Source organism: Acinetobacter sp. FDAARGOS_558 (assembly GCF_003937785.1).
Classification (GTDB): domain Bacteria; phylum Pseudomonadota; class Gammaproteobacteria; order Pseudomonadales; family Moraxellaceae; genus Acinetobacter; species Acinetobacter baumannii.
In genome coordinates this window covers 779,211-796,732 of the sequence record NZ_RKJH01000001.1, presented here as the reverse complement: position 1 = coordinate 796,732, position 17,522 = coordinate 779,211, and the positions used below count along the sequence as shown (strand labels likewise).

The window sequence follows — 17,522 nt, the reverse complement described above, 5'->3', positions numbered from 1 at the left end:
GATCTATCAAGATGAATCCATTCGGACCCACTACTGAAAAACCATTAACTTTACGTGCTTTTGATTCAGCAGCGGAGAATATTTCTACCGTTGTAAGTGAGGTTTCAAGTACTGATCGAGAACAGCAATCTGTGATTGAACAAGTACGACAAATTGCTCTGAACATTCTATCCGATACGGTAGATACAATCAGTGAAGGTAAGCTTGAAGAAGGTGAACTGGGCGTTGATCATTTAGACGCATTAATTGTCGATGCATTAGATGGTGCAGATGATGAAGAAGGTATCTATGAAAACGCTTTGATGGCGTCACTTTCCGATGCTTTCTTAACATTTGGCGTTGACGCTTCTGATATTGAAGAGATCTTTAGTGATGATACAGAAGTTGCTGATGTGGCGTTAGAAGCAGCAGCCAATACAGTTCTTGCTAATATGCCAGACGAAGGCCCTGAACTTGAAGAACTGGTTCGTGAGTTTATTTTCGGTGAAGCAGATGAAACTGAAGAAGGTTTCGATTCAATGGCTAAAAAAATTAAAGCTCGAAATGGAGCATTTAGCCAACGGAAAGTAAATGGGCGAAAAATTCACTACCGTGGTGTGCTGGCTATTCGTCAAGGTGTCAAAACCGTTGTGAATAAACGATTACCTGGTCAAAAGGTCCGTTTAACTTCAGCACAAAAAGCTGGAATGAAAAAAGCTAGACTTCATGCTTTTACTGCGAATGCAATCAACAAGCGTTTACGTTCATTCAAAAAAGGTAAACGCTTAGGTATTTACTAATTACTCATAGGTAAGGTCATTTTTTGGCTTTACCTATAATCCATTTAATTAAGGAAATACTCATGAATACAACTCAAATCATAGGTGAAGCGCCTGGTATTCAATATCAGAAAAAAACTGATAAAACAGAAACAAAGACCAATCAATCATTAACTGACACAATTATTATTGGTCGTTTTATGCGTGGGCGTTTTGATGCACCGATGACAATACATAAGGGTAATATCCGTGGTGAACTTGGTTATGAACCAAATAATCCTGATTATCGTTGTGTCCAAGATGCGCTAGATCGGGGTGTACCTTCATTACAGGTTCTGCGAGTACCTCCAAATATTGGATAAGTTCTAAAAAGAAAGCCAGCTGTATAGCTGGCTTTAATATAAGGGGAGTTCCAGTAGGAACGTCTTAATTTAATGATATGCCCTTTCAGTTCACAGGTTCAAAAGGAAAGCGTTTTAATACTTTGCCAAGCTCAAGTACTTCATCCTTATGAAGAAACTCCCATAGCCCATTAAACTTTTCGCGTAGTTGCACGACATTAATGGGCGTGTGGTGTAGAGAATATTGCTGTACTGAAAGAGCGCCGTTTTCCTGAATCGAAATCCAGAAGTTTTTCGGACCTTTGGGAGATTGATACTTTAGCTTCTCACCTACATGCTGTGCTATTTCATAAGCTAGCGGATTTTCTAATGCTGGATACCGTGTAGCGAGATTATCTACAAAGTTTTCTAAACGTTTAAGTGTATCTGTTTCGGTTGGGCCTAGCTCATGAAGTGGTATTGTCTCAAGATACTGCTTCGCATCATCAAAATGGATTGAAAGCAATTGGCTATATTTAGCAATTCCAAAGTGGCGATTATGACGTATCCACATAGAGGCTCTTAAACTTCGATCTTTTCCTGCACGACGATCGACGATTGCATGTAAAGCATGCTGTTGTTCAGGTGAGATAGCTTTTCTATGATTGATTACTTGGCCTTTTGTCCAGTAATTCCATAAGACATCATCACATTCGTTTTGGTACATGATGACAGTGTCACGAAGTTCAGGTTTTACTTTGTTAGGACTGATGGTGGTGAGCCAAGCAAGAAGTTTTCTTAGTGGTAGACAAACCATTTCCTGTAAGTCGCCAAGAGTAGGTATAACGATTTTCGTTATACCCCATCGTTGAGGATTGGCATTCAGTTTTGCTAATTGAGACTGCCAAGCTAACCCCATACCCTCAACAATAGGCTTCATGGGTGTATATGGCTGACCATCATGTTCCACCAAGTACAACTCAGCATTGTGGAAAGGTACGGTGATTTGAGTTAAAGTAGTCATGTCTAATTTCCTCTTAGAGATTGGATATAACCCCTTGTTTACTTTGATCGGTACAAGGGGTTCTTTTTATCAAGACCATATCCTGTCCTGATGAGTTAAATATAACAACTATTAAATATAATAGCAATTGCGAGTATTAATAAAATTATATTTAATAGCAATTGCGAGTATTAATAAAATTATATTTAATAGCAATTGTTCTTGTGATACACTGAACTAAATATTTTTTGGTATATCGTGATGGTTGAAAAAAACAATGTCGCAACTTTGCGAGAGCAAGCTGGTATGACAGTTTATCAATTAGCTAAACAATGCGGATTTATATCAAATAATCATGTGCTTAATAGGTATATAAAAGATGCAGAAGCAGGAAAACACATCAGTGTTTATCGTGCCTTACTCATTTACACCGAACTAAAAAAAGCTGGTGTATGCGAGAAGTTTGAAGATGTCTTTTGGCTTGAATGTGATGATAAAGATATCGAAAACTAAAATATTTTTCTTGTGGAGTTGGAACTAACTAACTTCTAAGCTTTCCTCATTGTAAATAATGGCTTTATTCAATGAATAGGGTCATTATTATGTCCAAAGCTTTAGCTTATGCACCGGCAGTAAATACAGCTAGAACAAAGTTGCCCAGTACTGAATCAGATCCTTTCTATTTTAGGCACATTACAAGAAAATCAGTTATTATGAAAATCATAACAACTTGATTAACTATTTGTTTTAACTTAACAAACTGAGAAGCCCAATCTAAGCCAATGCCATCAACGATATGCTTCATGGGTGTGTATCGGGGTGTACCTTCAGTACAGGTTCTGCGAGTACCACCAAATATTGGATAAAAAGCTGATTTAAAAAGCTACCTTTTAGGGTGGCTTTTTTATTAAGACCTATTAAGTGGTTGTTAAACAGGTCTTGAAACAGATCTTCAAATTGTTTATATTGAGTTAACCCTGTAGCAAACTTAACTTTCTGAGGACGGTTCTAATCAATTGGCTACAAATTGATGTAGGACACATCAAATGAGAAACGTCATGAACCACATAATCCATAGTCGATTTGTGGCTAGTGTTTCTGAATTAAAAAAGAATCCTACAGCAGTTGTACAAAATGCTTTTGGCGAAGCAGTAGCTATTCTGAATAGAAATAATCCAGAATTCTACTGTGTTCCGGCAGCAATGTATGAACGCATGATGGATCTAATTGAAGATCAGGAACTAATTAAACTAGCCGAGCAAGTTGATACTGACGAAACTGTGAAGGTATCTATTAATGAGTTACGAGCTAGAGTTCTCAAAAACAGCTCTTAAAAAGTTTGACAAACTTAACCCACAAATCGCTGAGCAGTTTATTCGTAAGCTGGAAGCAATCCTAGATAACCCTAAGATACCGAAGAATAAGCTGAGAGGATCAGTTGATCTATATAAGATTAAACTGAAATCAGCAGGATACCGCCTTTTATATCAAGTCAAGGATGATGTAGTCGTAGTTCTTGTTCTTGATATAGATAGGCGAGATGTTATCTATAAACAGATGTGATATAGCCCGCTTTTGCGGGTTTTTTTATTAATATAAAGTCAGTTTTCTAAAATGGAACTGATTAAAAACCAATAGCAAAAACATCATTAATCTTGTTGCATAAATCTGCATTTTGAGCATCAAAATTATGCAACAATCTAATCCGATTTTACTAAATCAGCTTAAACAAGATTCCATTGCTCTACAGCAACTTGGTTCACCATTATTAGCGTGTCAGGGGATGTTTGTTCCTCGTGGCATGGAAGACCTTCGCTTCTTATTTAAAAGTTGCCCACGGCCAATTGTGAGTAATGAAGATCCAGCAGAAGTTCAATATGCGGGTGGATTTACTGGAATTGTTGCTGGTCCTCCGAAAACCCATTACACAGGCAACCTTCAAATCCTAGTAACTGAAGCAGGGCATGATCAATTATTAGCTGAATATGTCGTAGCTAGTGGTGGAATCATCCATGGTGATTATTACGATGGCCGATTAGGAAGTTTTACACGCTCATATGCACTTGAAAACTGTGCTATTCGCTTTGAGTCAGCTGAGTATGATTCAGATAGCCGATCTCAAGTAATGACTGTCTCTTGCCCAATCGACTATAACTACTTTGGTAGCTTCGCAAACATTGGTACCAACGGCAGTATTCAGCCGGGTAAAAAAGAAATTGATGGTACAGCTGAGCTTGTTAATCGAGTTCAGCAAGTGATCAATACTGCTCAACAAGCAACTAATCTTGCAAATGCTGTGCAAGGCGTTGGTCGTCAACTGGGCAATCTATTTGGGTAATGGCTATGAAGTTATTACCTGAATCTGAAGGTTATGCTGTAGTTGCTGGTTCTATCCAGCAACTTTCAGAAGAACTCTATAAAGAATATCAATTATCGGGCTATTCAATTTTGCTTGATGATATCGTGAAAGCATTTTTAGATGAGGCAAAATATTATGCCGGATGGGCTGTTTTAGATTGTCAAACTAAAGCTACCACGAGTATTGAACTGAATGAAACTATCGTACTTAGCGGTGATGAGTACGTAATTATCCAACCTTTAGTAAAAGCTCACTGTGATCTTTTGCAAGCTAGATTAGTTGAAGCTACTCGTGGGCTCGGAGTCGAAAGTTATGGGCTATCTGTATCAGAAGCTCAACAGAACTATAATGAAAAGAAAGACGCTTTGCCTAAACTTGCATTTTGTATGGCCCCAATGAGTTTTAATTTTAACTTGGGGAACCGTTAATGCAAATCACCATTGTATCTGCGGGTAAAATTATTCCAGCATCTGAGCTGATTAGTGCAACTTTAAGAACTGATCTCGTACCTATTCCCGCATCCATTGAGTTCACAGTTCAATCTACTACTGAATTAGACTCCCTTTTAAAAGAAGGGGAGCAACTTACTGTTAATGACATATCTCATCCTTTCGAACTTATCAAAGTTACCCCTCTAAAAACTCAGACTGTTAAACAAGATCGGCGAGTAGGTGGCATCTCATGTATTGGTATTTTGGCTGGTTGTAAAAGACTTATCGAATATTCAAAGCAAGCAATTATTAGTAATGAAACTTCTTTTAATTCAATAATTCGAGCTTGTGGTGCAACGATCAGTCTGGGCAGTGATTTACCTTTGCCTAAATTTGTTTGTTTAAAGGGTAGTATGCCTACACAGCGCTTGGCTCATTATCTGCAACAAGAAGCAGCTGTAATTTGCTTTCAAAATAATAAAGTGTCTGCTCAAAAAATTGATTCTTTCTTCAAAAAGGAACCTATCACAAAACTAGATCCTAGCAGTGTCGTTTGGATATCCAGTAAACCTTTGGAACTGATGCAAAAATCATCTTTTGTCACAGTTGAGAATAACGGTTCAACGGTTGTTGGTGATGACTCAATAACCCCAGGCCACACTGTGACGCAAAGAGCTGGTTTAGATGCCCGACAAGTCAAAAACTTGGAAAAAGTTTTGATCATGCGTGGGACCATTATTAGACCACTAAATTTGAACTGGAATGCAGGCGATATATTCGAAATAGATAGTAAGAAGTATGTCGTTTTAACTGCTGCACATCATATAGATACAGGCGCAATCGGGGGATCAATGGGGACTTCATCAAAGTTCTGGATTGCTAATTTGTAGGTCAAATATATGAATGGTTTAAAACGTGCAAAGATTTTAAGTTACAACGCAAAAGGTCGTACTGCACAAGTACACATTCATGGTTTAACTGATGGCGCGAGTGAAGGAATTACAGCAACTTTTGCCTATCCAGTCGGCGATAGTGATTTAGATACAGAAATTCAAATTGTGGATGGGGAAGACGTCTATGTCTTCTTTGAAAATGGTAATGAAGAACGTCCAGTAATCCATAGTTATGTCAGTCACGGAGACGGCGCGATTGTAGGGGTGCGCCGTATTCGACAAGACAATATTGAATTTATCTCTAAAGAAAATTTAAAAGTAGATTCTGGCACAACCGTTTCAATCAAAACGCCGTTAATGAATGTACAAGCTAATACTCAACAAACTGGTAATAGCACATTAACGGGAAATAGCACTGTAGTGGGTAATACTTCAGTTGCGGGCAATAGTGCTGTAGCAGGTAGTATGGCCGTTGGCACAACGCTTACGGTTGCAGGTGTGCCTATTGACCCTAAAGCTATTGAGGGAGCATTTAAAGACGCTCTTGATAAATTAGAAAGTTTAAAGGAAGAGTTAAAAGAACAAGGCGAAAAAATTGATGAAAATAAAGATCAAGTAAGCCAAGAGATTGATGAAAAAATAAAGGAAGTAGAAGAATTAATAGAAAATATTAAAGATTCTGATGCCTATAAATTGCTGGAAGAAGGTATTAATCACATCGATGAAGAAGTGCAAAAAATACATGATCAAGTAAAAGAAGTTGGTCAAATTGCGCAAAGTAAGGTTGATGAAGTAAGAGCTTATATTGATCAAGAAATTATTGATACTAAACAGATTGTTGAGCAGCATGTAAGTGATGCTAATATTCGTTTAGATGAAGCCAATCAACGTATTGATCAGTCTATTCAGGCGAATGAAGCGCTGGTTGCAGATGCTCAGCAACGTGCGATTCGTGCTGAAAAAGAACTCGATGATAAAATCGGATTTATTAAAAGAGAAACAGATTCAATCATCGCTGATGTAAGAAGTGATGCAGATGAAATTAGGTTAGTCGCAGAAAATGCAAAAAAAGTAGCTGATCAAGAAGTTCTAGACCGTAAAAAACAAGCTGCTGATACTCTAATTGCTATTGATCAAACTAAAGCCGCCTTAAAACAAGACATTGATCAAAACTTAGTAAAAGCTGGTCAAATGATTGATGATGCTAAATTAGCATTAGGTGAAGAAACTAATACACTCATCAATCAAAAAATTGAACCTATTGTTAACCAAACTGAAGCTGCAGTTAAAAAAGTTGATCAAGTTGCAGCCCAGTATGTTGACCTTGATAAGAAAGTCGATTCGGGTTTTCTAGCTGAAGCTGAAGCACGTGCAAATGATAAAGAGGCATTAACAAAAAGTTTTGAGCTTAAGTTTGCTGAAATGCAAACTGAATTGGGTAAATCAAATGCCCTAATTTCAGAAGAAATAAAAACCCTTGCTGCTCAAGATAGAGCTTTTACTGAACAAATTAGTACTGCCCAGTCTCAAATTGGTGATAACAAAGCGGCAATTAATAATGTTGAACGTACAGTAGTTGATCTTGGTAAATCTGTTGCTGAAAAGACTGATCAAATTCAAGCAAGTTTAGATACCACTAATGCAAGCTTGTTAAATGCTACTGAGTTAGCGCGAATGCAATCACTTGGTAAGCCTTTACGTGACGATCCTACATTTCTATCAGGGAATGGGGGGTTAAGCGCATATGTTGTACCTTCAGGTTCAACGTTTACTAGACAAGCTAAATCTACTGATAACCCAGTAAATAGTACCCATGAGATGCTATTAAGATCCACTGCTTCTCTAGGTGGTGGCTGGTATCCGACTGTTCCAACTCTTGTTGCTGCTCCTAATAAAACGTTTTTAATAAAACAAATTATTAAAATGCCTAAGGGCACTTATTTATTACCAGTTGGCAATGCTACAGGTACGGGTGGTTATTTACGTGTACTTGGGAATAAGGAAGGAACAGGTAAGTTTGAGGTTTATTACTCTGTTGTTCAGTGTGGCTATGATGCGCCAGCAGCTATCCATGGGCATTTCCGTGTTATTGCTGGCACTAATCCACCTTTACCAAGCACAGCAAACCCAGTGGATGTAATCCTTGCTGATTATGAAATCTGGGACATTACAGCACTTAATGACACCATTCCAAAAGCATGGCGTGATCAAATTACTGGAAATGCTTCATATATCGAAAAGGTTGAATCATCTGTAAAACTTGTTGATGAAAAGCTTGTTTCAGAAGCAAAAAAACTTGAAGAACTAAAAACCGACTATAATTCGAATAAAACTAAAACAACGTCAGATTTAGCAACAATTGCTCAATCAGTTTCTGATGGTGATAAAGCCTTATCTTTACGCATCGACCAAACGAAAGCAGCTCTAGAAGAGGCTGATCGGAAATCTAATGCAAATATTCTAGAAGTTACTGAGTCGCTCGCCGAATTTGAACAGTCTACTACTTCAAAATTTAGTGAACTTGATACAAGTATCTCTAAAGAAAATTTAAAGGTACAAGGACAAATTACTGATGTTCAAAAAAGTGTTTCAACCCTAGAAAGTAATACAAATACAAGAATAAATGGCCTTTCATCATCACTTAAAACTACTGATGACATTGCTAAACTAGCTTTCGATAATGCAGCAGAGGCGCAGCAAACAGGTACAACGGCGGTAAAAGCTACCGAAGCACTTTCTCAAAATCTTTTAAGCTTAAAGTCACAAACGCAAGTAACGTCGGGTGTACGTGCTGTTGTAACGTCAAAAGGAATTGATGACTGGACACGTTGGCGAACCACGGGTGAAGCGAAAGTAATTCAAGATGCTGATGCATTTGGTGGCTATATTCTTGAGCTTGGGAATAATGCCGGTAATGATGAGGCATGGGTTCACTGGAATGAGTTTGTAAAGATTAATCCAGATACGCTTTATCGGGTACGTGCTCGCTTCCGCCGTGTAGCTGGGGAATCTGGAACTATTTACCTTGGGGTTGCATGTAAAAATGCAGACCAAAGTAAATACGTAACGACTACAAACTCCCTTGCAGGTGATATGGGATCTTCTAACTACTTATTGTCGGCCGTTAAGCCTAATTTAGGTGAGTGGCAAGAAGTAGTTCTATACATGAAAGGTAAGTCTACTGGGGCGGCAACTGGTTTAGGGACAATTGATAATCCACGTACTTTCCCAGCACAAGCTGAATATTATGCCCCAATGTTTATTGCAAACTACAATTTCCAGACAGGAATTTGTCAGCTTAATTACATTATTGTTGAAGATAACAACTCTTTAGCTTCTGCTAATGATGCAACAGCAACGGCAAATGATTTATTCAAAACAGCAACTAACAGAACAGAAGCTGAAGCTGAAAGGACCAGTAAGCTTGAATCAAGAATGCAGAATGCTGAAACAGGTATTCAGAGCAACGCTCAAGCATTATTGAAAACAGCTACAAAGAGTGATCTTGATAGCGCCATGGGGCGTGTGGCGACTGATATTACAGCTGCAGTGAATAACATTAAGATTGGTGGTGTAAACGCCGTAGCTAATTCAGAAGCGCCTCGAACATCCACAGCAGCAACAAGCCGTGAATACTTAATGTATGAACGTAGCAAAGAGTTGAAAGCTTTTTATGACGAAAATTTAGATAAGCCGGTTACGATTTCTTTTGAAGTGAGTGTACCGGTTGCTGGAACTGTACAAGTATATTCATCTAATGGATCCGCTCATTTCTTCACAACATCCGTAACAGTCACCAAAGCAAGTGAATTTCAAAAATTTGAAGTTACTGTGTTTCCTAAATTACACACTGGTAGCACAACTGAATCGACTATTGAGTTTTATGGTACATATGGCACAGGTCGAATTCCTACAATTCAAAAATTACAGATCGAAGCTGGTAATAAAGCTACAGCGTGGAGCCAAAGCCCACGGGATACTCAAAGTTCATTAAATGCTAATGCGGAAGCGATTAAAGTTACTCAAGCTGAAGTGAAGAAGCATGGCGATACTTTATCGTCTCAAAGTTTAGATATTTCAAAACTTAGAAATGATCTAACAATAACCAATACTGAATTAAGTAAAAAAGCCTCAACTGAAGCATTACAAACCACAAATTCTCAAGTATCTGAACAAGCTGGACTGATTAAAGCTGTTACAGAACAGGCTAATACTTTATCTGCAAATCTTAACAAGTCGGCCCCAGCTGGTACGAACTTGTTGATTAACTCTAATGTGGTAGGAACTTACAATGGCGTTTCTTATCCTCATCTACGCTATAAACTTGGTGAAGACTGGGAAGTAGGCGCAAAATATACGCTCTTGTGGTGTGCTGAGCATACACGAGGTGCTGGTGACACAAATTCAAATTTAGCTGTTTATGCTGGTGGCGGAAGTCAGTTTTTACAGCAGGTTATCAACACAACAGGTAAAGTAATCAGCAAAATCACCTTTACAAAGACTTCAGCTGGAACAGCAAAAGAAGTCCACTTCTACATGCTAAACAAACCAACTGTAGATAAGAACAGTGTAGGTACGGTTTATTGGGCTGTATTGGTTAAAGGTGAATTCATAACTACAGATAATTGGATTGCAAGTCCTTACGACTTCAATGCAGCATTCGATCAAGTATCAGCAAATTTAAATGAATTTAAACAAACGTATGTTACTGAAAGTACTGCTTTAGCTAAAAAAACTCAAAACTTAGAATCAACAATTAATGATCCTGTAAATGGTTTGGCAGCACAGGCTAAACAAATTTCAGACCGGATGACTAAATCTGATGTTGATAGCGCAATATCAACTACAACCGAAGCTTTGAAAACAAGTATCGGTGGAAAGGCTTTTGACAACATTGTGGTCGGGGGGAATGTCGAAAAAAGCAAAACGGGTGGTTATGTACAAATATCATATCCCTTAGCAAAAAGTTTAAATGCACCTGGTATTACTGTTACCGTCAGAGCAAAAGTTACCTTTGATAATGGAGGGAACAATGCAGCCAATTTGCGTATATATATTGGCGGAGCTAATGTATTTAATGCAGATGCGCCTATTTTTTCAGCTAGTAAAGACATTTTCGAATTTACCTTAACTACAATTGCTAGAACAGACTCAACGGTTGTTAATTTTGCTTGTTTTCCAAATTCGTCAGCAAATGCTAATGCCACTACTACAGTGCATTGGGTAGAAGTTTTTGAGGGTAATAATAAAGCGTTAAATGATAAGGTAAGTACTTCAACTCTAATTAAGGATTACTCTTCTAAAGCAGATACTGCTCAAGCAATAACTTCTGCAACTGAAACCCTTGAAGCTAAATTTCGTCAAAAATTTGGTGATCTATGGACTAACAGTTCAGCAACTCTTGATAGTACTCGTTATACAAAAACTGAGACTAATCAAGCGATTGCAGAGGAAAGTAAAATAATCAAAGCCGCTATTTCAACTAGTGGTGGTGATAATATTATTAAAAATGGTGATTTCTCAAGCCCTTTAGGCACCTTAAATTGGCGTCAAAATTCTGCTGTGGCAGGTAATCTACTTGAAGTTTATAAAGATTCAAAAGGTGCTACTTGGGGGCACTTTAAATCTACTAATACAACTACATACTTTAAAGGGTTTATTGAAACTCTGACATTGGCAGATGGTTTAGAGATGAATCAGAAGTACACATTGTCATTTAAAGCAATGTCGTTGACAGCTGCACAGACTCAAATTTTATTAATTATACACCGTCGAGATTCATCAGGTAGTAACAACCAAATTGGTACTACATGGAATAACATTTCGACTGATAAAGAAACATTATGTACTTATACCTTTGATACAAATATTATTAATTTACAGCATATTAACTTAATTTTATATTCGCAAGTAGGTTTTGCTCCTGACTTTTTAATTAGAGAAGTGCAACTTGAAAAAGGTGAGTTAGCCACTGGTTTTAGAAAAAATCCTCGTGAACTAATTAAGGATCTTGAAGCTAATGCTTCTGCAATTGAGGGTACTAAAGCGGATGTTCAAAAAAACGGTGAGAAGATTACTTCACTTGCAGAGAATTATGCGACTTTAAAATCTACTGTAGACAATAATAAAACTGCTGTAGATGGTAAGTTTCAGGAAATTAATTCAACTATTAGTGATAATCAACAGAACACCACACAGTCTATTAATAACTTGGAATCAAGTTATAAACAATTAAATCAGGACCTTGGTCAAGTTTTCAATTACCGTGTTTATTCATGTGGCTGGAATGGCTTTTTCACAGGGATTAAAAACTTAAAGGGTGAAATCAAATCAGTAGCTTCAGCTCGTGGTTTTTCAGTACATGTTTTAGCAGCTGATGGTTCTATTGCTTCTTCAACTAGATATGATACTTATGCAGCTGTAGCAAATGCTACGGCAATGAGTAACGCTATTGCTGCGATTCCAAATGACACCTTTGTTATCGTTACAAACTACGACAGTATTGGGGTAAACCTAGCACCAGTTAAGAATGCACTAATTTCATTAGGTGCCAATCCATTCACACTTGATCAAATAACGGGTCGGGATGCATACATTTTAGTTGGTCAGAAGGGGATTGGTTCAGGTCGTGGTATAGAATTGCATGCAACACCAGATACTGGACCAAATGGGGCTAAGCAAATCATGCTTGCAGTCCAAGTAGTTAGTGGTATCCCGATTGGTCTGGCAAACAATAGTGGAAACTTACAAAAGGTTTTAGAAAACCACGCACAAATTCTTCAAGAAAAAATTACAAGATCTGATGCGAAAGAAGTATTTGCTGAGGAAATCAAAGTTTTTAAAGCACAACTTGATACTTTACGTTACTCAGAAGAGAACTGGATTTTACTTGGTGATGATACTAAAAATTTAAGTATTTCTACTGGTACAAACCGAACTGTAGCTGTTTGGGAACTGCAATATAAACACAAGGAAATTCCAATTGATAAAGGTGATCCGATTGTTGCAAGAATCAAATATACGGCGACAGCTGGTTTAGTCGGAGCTACATGTCTTATTCAATTTCATGGTGCTACATATGGTGTGGGATTACCAGCTTTTACTGTTGCTGCAAGTGGTGAAATAGAACTAACAGGTATTTTCCCATCAGATTTAAAAGCCACAGCTTATGACGCTATTCCATTGGGCTTACGATTTGATAATGCTCCTTCGGGAGGAATTATTACTATCACTAATATGTTTATTAGCCGGGGTAATTCAGCGCCAAACTTTAAAGGTGGTTTTAGATCCTCTCTTAAACAAAATGCTCAATTTGTTGAAGATACTTTTATCAAGGCTGATGTTAATAAGGGAGTTATAGCTCAGCAAATCCAACAATATGATGCAACTATACCTGGTGGTTTATCTTCTGTAGTAAAAACAACAAAAGCTACAGCTGACCAAACATCAAAGGATCTAGCTACACTTAGAAATACTGAAATTTCTCAGCTTCAAACAAGTACAAATAATCTTGGTTCCGCATTAGAAAACACAACAATGCTGGCGATGATGATTACTAATGGAAAATTGTTGCAGGGAGACGTAAATTTCAAAAAAGGTAACAATGGTGTATCTGTCTATAACAATGCCGGCAATGGGAACGTGACAGTTACTCGTGTCGCGAAAAGTGCTGATAACCCAACTACATCAACCTATGAAATTGAAATTAAAACCATTGGTGCTGCCAGCCCAACATGGGGTGGATTTGTTCAACTCGTTTATGGCCGTGCAAATGCTGTATTTGTCATTAAATATCTAATCAAACTACCAATTGGATATAAGTTAGTTAATGCTGGTAACTCAATGGGGACAGGTGCAATTGATCGATTCATTGGCAGTACTGAGGGTACAGGCAAATTCGAAACATATATCCGAATGATTAAATGCGGTGCGGTAGGAACTTTTTCAAACGCAGGACATGTTTATGTAGCGGGTGGGGCTACACCAACAGCTACTGCACCGTTAGTTTGGACCTTAGCTCAAATTGAACAATATGATGTTACTGATTACGCTTCAGCTGATCCGACGTTACAAGATTTTGTTTCTTCAGCCACAGACTCTATTTCAACATTAACCAACTTCAAAGAAACTTGGGCGGCCAAACTTACAGAGATGTCTTCAAAATTAGACAGTAAGAACGGCGCTTATATTTTGAATGCAGATATAACAAATACTAATGTTGAGCGTGCAATTGCAGCATCATCACAGAAAATCACTTCTGAATATACCAATGCTATGAGTGTGCAGCCATTGAGTTCAGGTGCGGGTAAAATTTTCGTTAAGCCTTTAACTTGGCGTCAACCGATCACGACTTCGGGTACATTGGTTATTAAGACACCAATTACAGTTGGTGCGTACATGACCAAGGTTAAAATTTCTGGTTATAACTACAATAACAAAGAAGATAATATTTTCGATCTGGATTTGGCATTCTATGCATATACGTCAACAGTGCCATTTTATTCGAATATGACCTCTCGTTCTTTTGGTATCACTTTAGATGAAAGTAATGCTACGACTAAAGGTCTAGCTTTAGCTTTAGATAGCAATAATAAGGTGTGCATCTTAATTACCAAAAAAGATGCTTGGTCTTACCCAGCAATTACAGTTGAGTCGGCCACTATTACTCATACAAATCCGCCAGATTACTTTAAAGATGGCTGGACGGCGGCCATTGAAACAGATTTATCAGTTTATAAGTCAGTTACGCCGTTTACAGTGACTTCAATGATGGAAACCACTGCAGGTTCACAAGCCAAAGTGGATGTTCCAATGGCTCAGTTAAGTGATATTGCTGCTGATAATAAACTCACACCAGTTGAGAAAAAACAGGCGAAGTTGGTTTGGGATACACTTTATCAAACTGATGCAAGCTTGCGAGCTGAGGCAGTCACTTATGGTATATCTTCTGCTGCTTATGCCACGGCATTCAGTACTTTAAATACATATTTGGCATCTTTATTCGCAAATATGAATGTAACTAGTACGATTGACCGAAACCAGTTCATTACAAACTTTGCTAACGTTCACAATGCACGACAAGCATTAGTACGTTCAATATCGGAGAAGGCTAAAGAAATAGCTGATACTGCCAAGGATATAGCTTCTACTACAAAAGCGACATTAGAGCGTGATTACATGACGTCTACCAAGACGAATGAAGCAATCGCATCTTCAACAGAAAGAATGTCTGCACTGTATTCTGCAAATGGTCAAAAGATCATGGCATCAGTACTAGAAACATGGCAAAAAGATTGGTTAGTAAAAACTCCAAGTGGAAATAAGCCTGAACTTAGTTTAGTAGCCGATGCAACTTGTCGTGGAGGATATGCATTAAGAATTGGTAATAACGTAGGTAATGATGAAGCCTGGTTAAATTGGTTCACATCTTTGCCTATCGATGACAATAAATATTACCGAGTTAAGTATAGATTCCGCCGTGTAAGTGGTACCGGAGTTGTTTATGTTGGTGCGACCTGTCAAAACGCCAATAAAACAAAATATATTGCTCAAGATAACTCTGAAATCAATGATATCGGTTCAAGTCACTATTTAGTCGCAGGTACCGCACCAGCGTTGGGAACTTGGATAACCGGTACTGCTTATTTTAAGGGGCGATCTGCTGGTGCAAGTGCAGGTGCTGGCACTCTACTAAGCCCTAAAACATTTGCTAATAAAGCTGCTTTCTTTACACCAGTATTCATTGGTAACTATTCCGGTAAAGCTGGTGAAGTGGATCTAGACTTTATAGATATTGAAGATGCTGACAACATTGCTGATTTTGAAAATTTCAAAACCACATATACAACTGATGTGGGAGCATATGCTGGTGCATTACAAACTTTGGTTTCTGTTTACGGCCAAAATGCTATCAAGCTTAAATCACAAGCTGATTTGATCGATGGTGTGAAAGGTAAGTACGTAATGGGAATGGATAATAATGGTGTGTTCTCTGGAATGTCTATGGTCAGCGAGCAAACGAATGGAACTGTGCTCAGTTCTATAGGTTTTCAAGCGGATAGAATTTTCTTCACAACTGGTTCTTCTTCTACTAAATATATGCCGTTCATAATCCAAGACAATCAAGTTGTGATGAACAGTGATGTATTTATTAAGAATTTGACAGCTGCAAACTTCAAAGCGAAGTCTTTAACAGCTGAACTGTTTAATGTCGATAAATTGAGCGCGATTGCTGGTGAGTTGGGGACCTTAACTACCTACAAGGATCCGGCTAACCCCAATGGTGCAAGAATGGTTTTAAGCGGCAGTTTAATTACGGTTTACGACGATAATAATGTTGTCAGGGTTAAATTAGGGCTGTGGTAGTGAAGAAGGGCTAGTTATCTAGCCCTTTATATTGGGAGGACAATATGCCACAAGGCTTACAATGTTTTGATGAAACTGGGAAGATTGTTGTTGATGTTACAGATCGTCAAATGCACTTAATACATACTTTTGAAATCTCTTTAGGTTCTAATGAGTATTATAAGGATTATGTTTATGACGGTATTACATCTGAAACTCATATAGCAATTGTTAGAGAAAACTGCTTAGGTAATATGACTCAGCAATACCCTACACTTGCTTACCATGGTGGGCCTTTTGCGTCTATTTATACACCTAATGTAGTAAGAGTGAGTGCATTATCTGGTTTGGCCCTTCTTACTGTTGATATTTATAGGTATGGATAATGTCTGGCTTTGAAGTAAGTAATGATAAAGGTGAAATTATTGTTAGCGACACTTACAGACATTTAGGTGTAAATTCTGTACAAGTGTTAGATGGTGGTACACCTAGTTCAATAGGTGCATCTTCTGGTTGGGCACCTAGTTTTATTCAAACCCCTAGTTTGGTATATCCTTCTTTTCGTAATGATTTACCAAAAGAGACTCTTTATATTTTAAACCTATCTGAAGGAACAGAGTTTTGTGGGAAATATTGGCATAGTGTGCATAACAATAATATTTCATTTTTAAGTTATGACTACACTAAAATCTCTGGTTATTTAGATGTATATGATGAGCAAGGTAATTTAATCTGGTCTGCTATATCTGCTAAAAATGTTCCAAGGATTGTGCAAACATATCAATTAACAGCAGATAATTTATTAAACGGTATTACGCTGAGCATTGGTTCTAATGTAGGTATCTTATTAAATACTTTACCTTCGTGGTTTAGACCGGGACCTATGAATAACTTAAATAGAGGGGGCTTATTTGGTAGGTACTCTAACGGTCAGTTACAATTACAGTTTGCGGCTGCTGCTAAATTAAATGATATCTCTTCAAGGATTATTGAAAATTTAGGGCCTAATGGCACTCTTCCTGTTCATATTACCTCTTTTGCATCATAAGGTTATTAGATATTAAGAAAGCCCCTTTTTGGGGCTTTCTTATTAAAGAATGTTATGCAGGTTGATCAGTACTTTGTGGTTCTTCTACAAATGTGTAATTTACTGCTACCGACCCAGTCTCTAAATCCCAGCCTAGATTTAATGTTTTGAAAGCAGGACGGTTGTTAAAACGTTGAGCATTGACGATGTCTTGAGTTTTTTGAGCTAATTCAATATCCAGAGCATTAAATACTTTAACTTCGGCCATGAGCTTTTCCTCTAATTAGATAAGAAATTTGTTCAGATAGAATTGCATGCAGTTAATTAATGGAATCTGTACGGTTCCAATTAACTTTGGAACCCATCTAAAAGTTAAAAATTATTAGT

The 17,522-nt window shown here is 37.7% G+C and carries 14 protein-coding genes; 11 read left to right on the top strand and 3 right to left on the bottom strand.

Annotated elements, in window-relative coordinates:
• Positions 1-11 precede the first annotated feature (11 nt).
• Together EGT34_RS03835 and EGT34_RS03830 are read left to right on the top strand one after the other, a co-directional pair.
• On the top strand, positions 12-779 hold the full coding sequence (locus EGT34_RS03835; protein WP_001067774.1) for a hypothetical protein: 768 nt from the start codon (positions 12-14) through the stop codon (positions 777-779).
• 62 nt (positions 780-841) lie between these two features.
• Positions 842-1,120: a hypothetical protein gene (locus EGT34_RS03830; protein ID WP_001098598.1), complete on the top strand. Its 279-nt coding sequence runs from the start codon at positions 842-844 to the stop codon at positions 1,118-1,120.
• Positions 1,121-1,205: 85 nt separating this feature from the next.
• Here the strand turns inward: EGT34_RS03830 and EGT34_RS03825 are convergent, their stop codons facing one another.
• Positions 1,206-2,102 carry a phage antirepressor N-terminal domain-containing protein gene (locus tag EGT34_RS03825; RefSeq protein WP_000210195.1) on the bottom strand — a complete coding sequence of 299 codons (897 nt, stop codon included), beginning with the start codon at positions 2,100-2,102 and terminating at the stop codon, positions 1,206-1,208.
• Between the two features lie 240 nt (positions 2,103-2,342).
• Between EGT34_RS03825 and EGT34_RS03820 the strand changes: the two genes are divergently transcribed.
• Positions 2,343-2,594 carry a hypothetical protein gene (locus tag EGT34_RS03820; protein WP_000229653.1) on the top strand — a complete coding sequence of 84 codons (252 nt, stop codon included), beginning with the start codon at positions 2,343-2,345 and terminating at the stop codon, positions 2,592-2,594.
• A 166-nt stretch (positions 2,595-2,760) separates the two neighbouring features.
• On the opposite strand, the gene EGT34_RS21220 is transcribed toward EGT34_RS03820, so the two are convergent.
• Positions 2,761-2,940: a phage antirepressor N-terminal domain-containing protein gene (locus EGT34_RS21220; RefSeq protein ID WP_254977142.1), complete on the bottom strand. Its 180-nt coding sequence runs from the start codon at positions 2,938-2,940 to the stop codon at positions 2,761-2,763.
• Positions 2,941-3,139: 199 nt separating this feature from the next.
• Here EGT34_RS21220 and EGT34_RS03810 point away from each other — a divergent pair, with 199 nt between their 5' ends.
• The 8 genes from EGT34_RS03810 (at position 3,140) to EGT34_RS03775 (ending at position 17,156) form a co-directional block, all read left to right on the top strand.
• A complete protein-coding gene (locus tag EGT34_RS03810; RefSeq protein ID WP_001015563.1) occupies positions 3,140-3,415 on the top strand; it encodes a type II toxin-antitoxin system Phd/YefM family antitoxin in 276 nt (91 codons plus the stop codon).
• Positions 3,378-3,644 (top strand): type II toxin-antitoxin system RelE family toxin, encoded by a 267-nt coding sequence (locus EGT34_RS03805; RefSeq protein ID WP_000119669.1) that lies wholly within the window; start codon positions 3,378-3,380, stop codon positions 3,642-3,644. Before EGT34_RS03810 ends, EGT34_RS03805 begins: the two co-directional genes overlap by 38 nt.
• A 127-nt stretch (positions 3,645-3,771) precedes the next feature.
• Complete coding sequence (locus tag EGT34_RS03800; RefSeq protein ID WP_001187718.1) at positions 3,772-4,419, top strand: hypothetical protein; 648 nt, start codon at positions 3,772-3,774, stop codon at positions 4,417-4,419.
• A complete protein-coding gene (locus tag EGT34_RS03795; RefSeq protein WP_001240946.1) occupies positions 4,419-4,868 on the top strand; it encodes a hypothetical protein in 450 nt (149 codons plus the stop codon). The genes EGT34_RS03800 and EGT34_RS03795 overlap by 1 nt, the downstream gene beginning before the upstream one ends.
• Positions 4,868-5,761: a hypothetical protein gene (locus EGT34_RS03790; protein ID WP_001167472.1), complete on the top strand. Its 894-nt coding sequence runs from the start codon at positions 4,868-4,870 to the stop codon at positions 5,759-5,761. The genes EGT34_RS03795 and EGT34_RS03790 overlap by 1 nt, the downstream gene beginning before the upstream one ends.
• Before the next feature lie 9 nt (positions 5,762-5,770).
• A complete protein-coding gene (locus EGT34_RS03785) occupies positions 5,771-16,129 on the top strand; it encodes an interleukin-like EMT inducer domain-containing protein (protein ID WP_031979477.1) in 10,359 nt (3,452 codons plus the stop codon).
• A 44-nt stretch (positions 16,130-16,173) separates the two neighbouring features.
• A complete protein-coding gene (locus tag EGT34_RS03780) occupies positions 16,174-16,494 on the top strand; it encodes a hypothetical protein (RefSeq protein ID WP_001135547.1) in 321 nt (106 codons plus the stop codon).
• The gene (locus EGT34_RS03775; RefSeq protein ID WP_000012464.1) at positions 16,494-17,156 is read left to right on the top strand and encodes a hypothetical protein; all 663 of its coding nucleotides are present in this window, start codon (positions 16,494-16,496) and stop codon (positions 17,154-17,156) included. The genes EGT34_RS03780 and EGT34_RS03775 overlap by 1 nt, the downstream gene beginning before the upstream one ends.
• A 52-nt stretch (positions 17,157-17,208) precedes the next feature.
• Here EGT34_RS03775 and EGT34_RS03770 read toward each other — a convergent pair whose 3' ends face one another.
• Positions 17,209-17,403, bottom strand: a complete 195-nt coding sequence (locus EGT34_RS03770) for a hypothetical protein (RefSeq protein WP_000852569.1) — start codon at positions 17,401-17,403, stop codon at positions 17,209-17,211.
• Positions 17,404-17,522 lie beyond the last annotated feature (119 nt).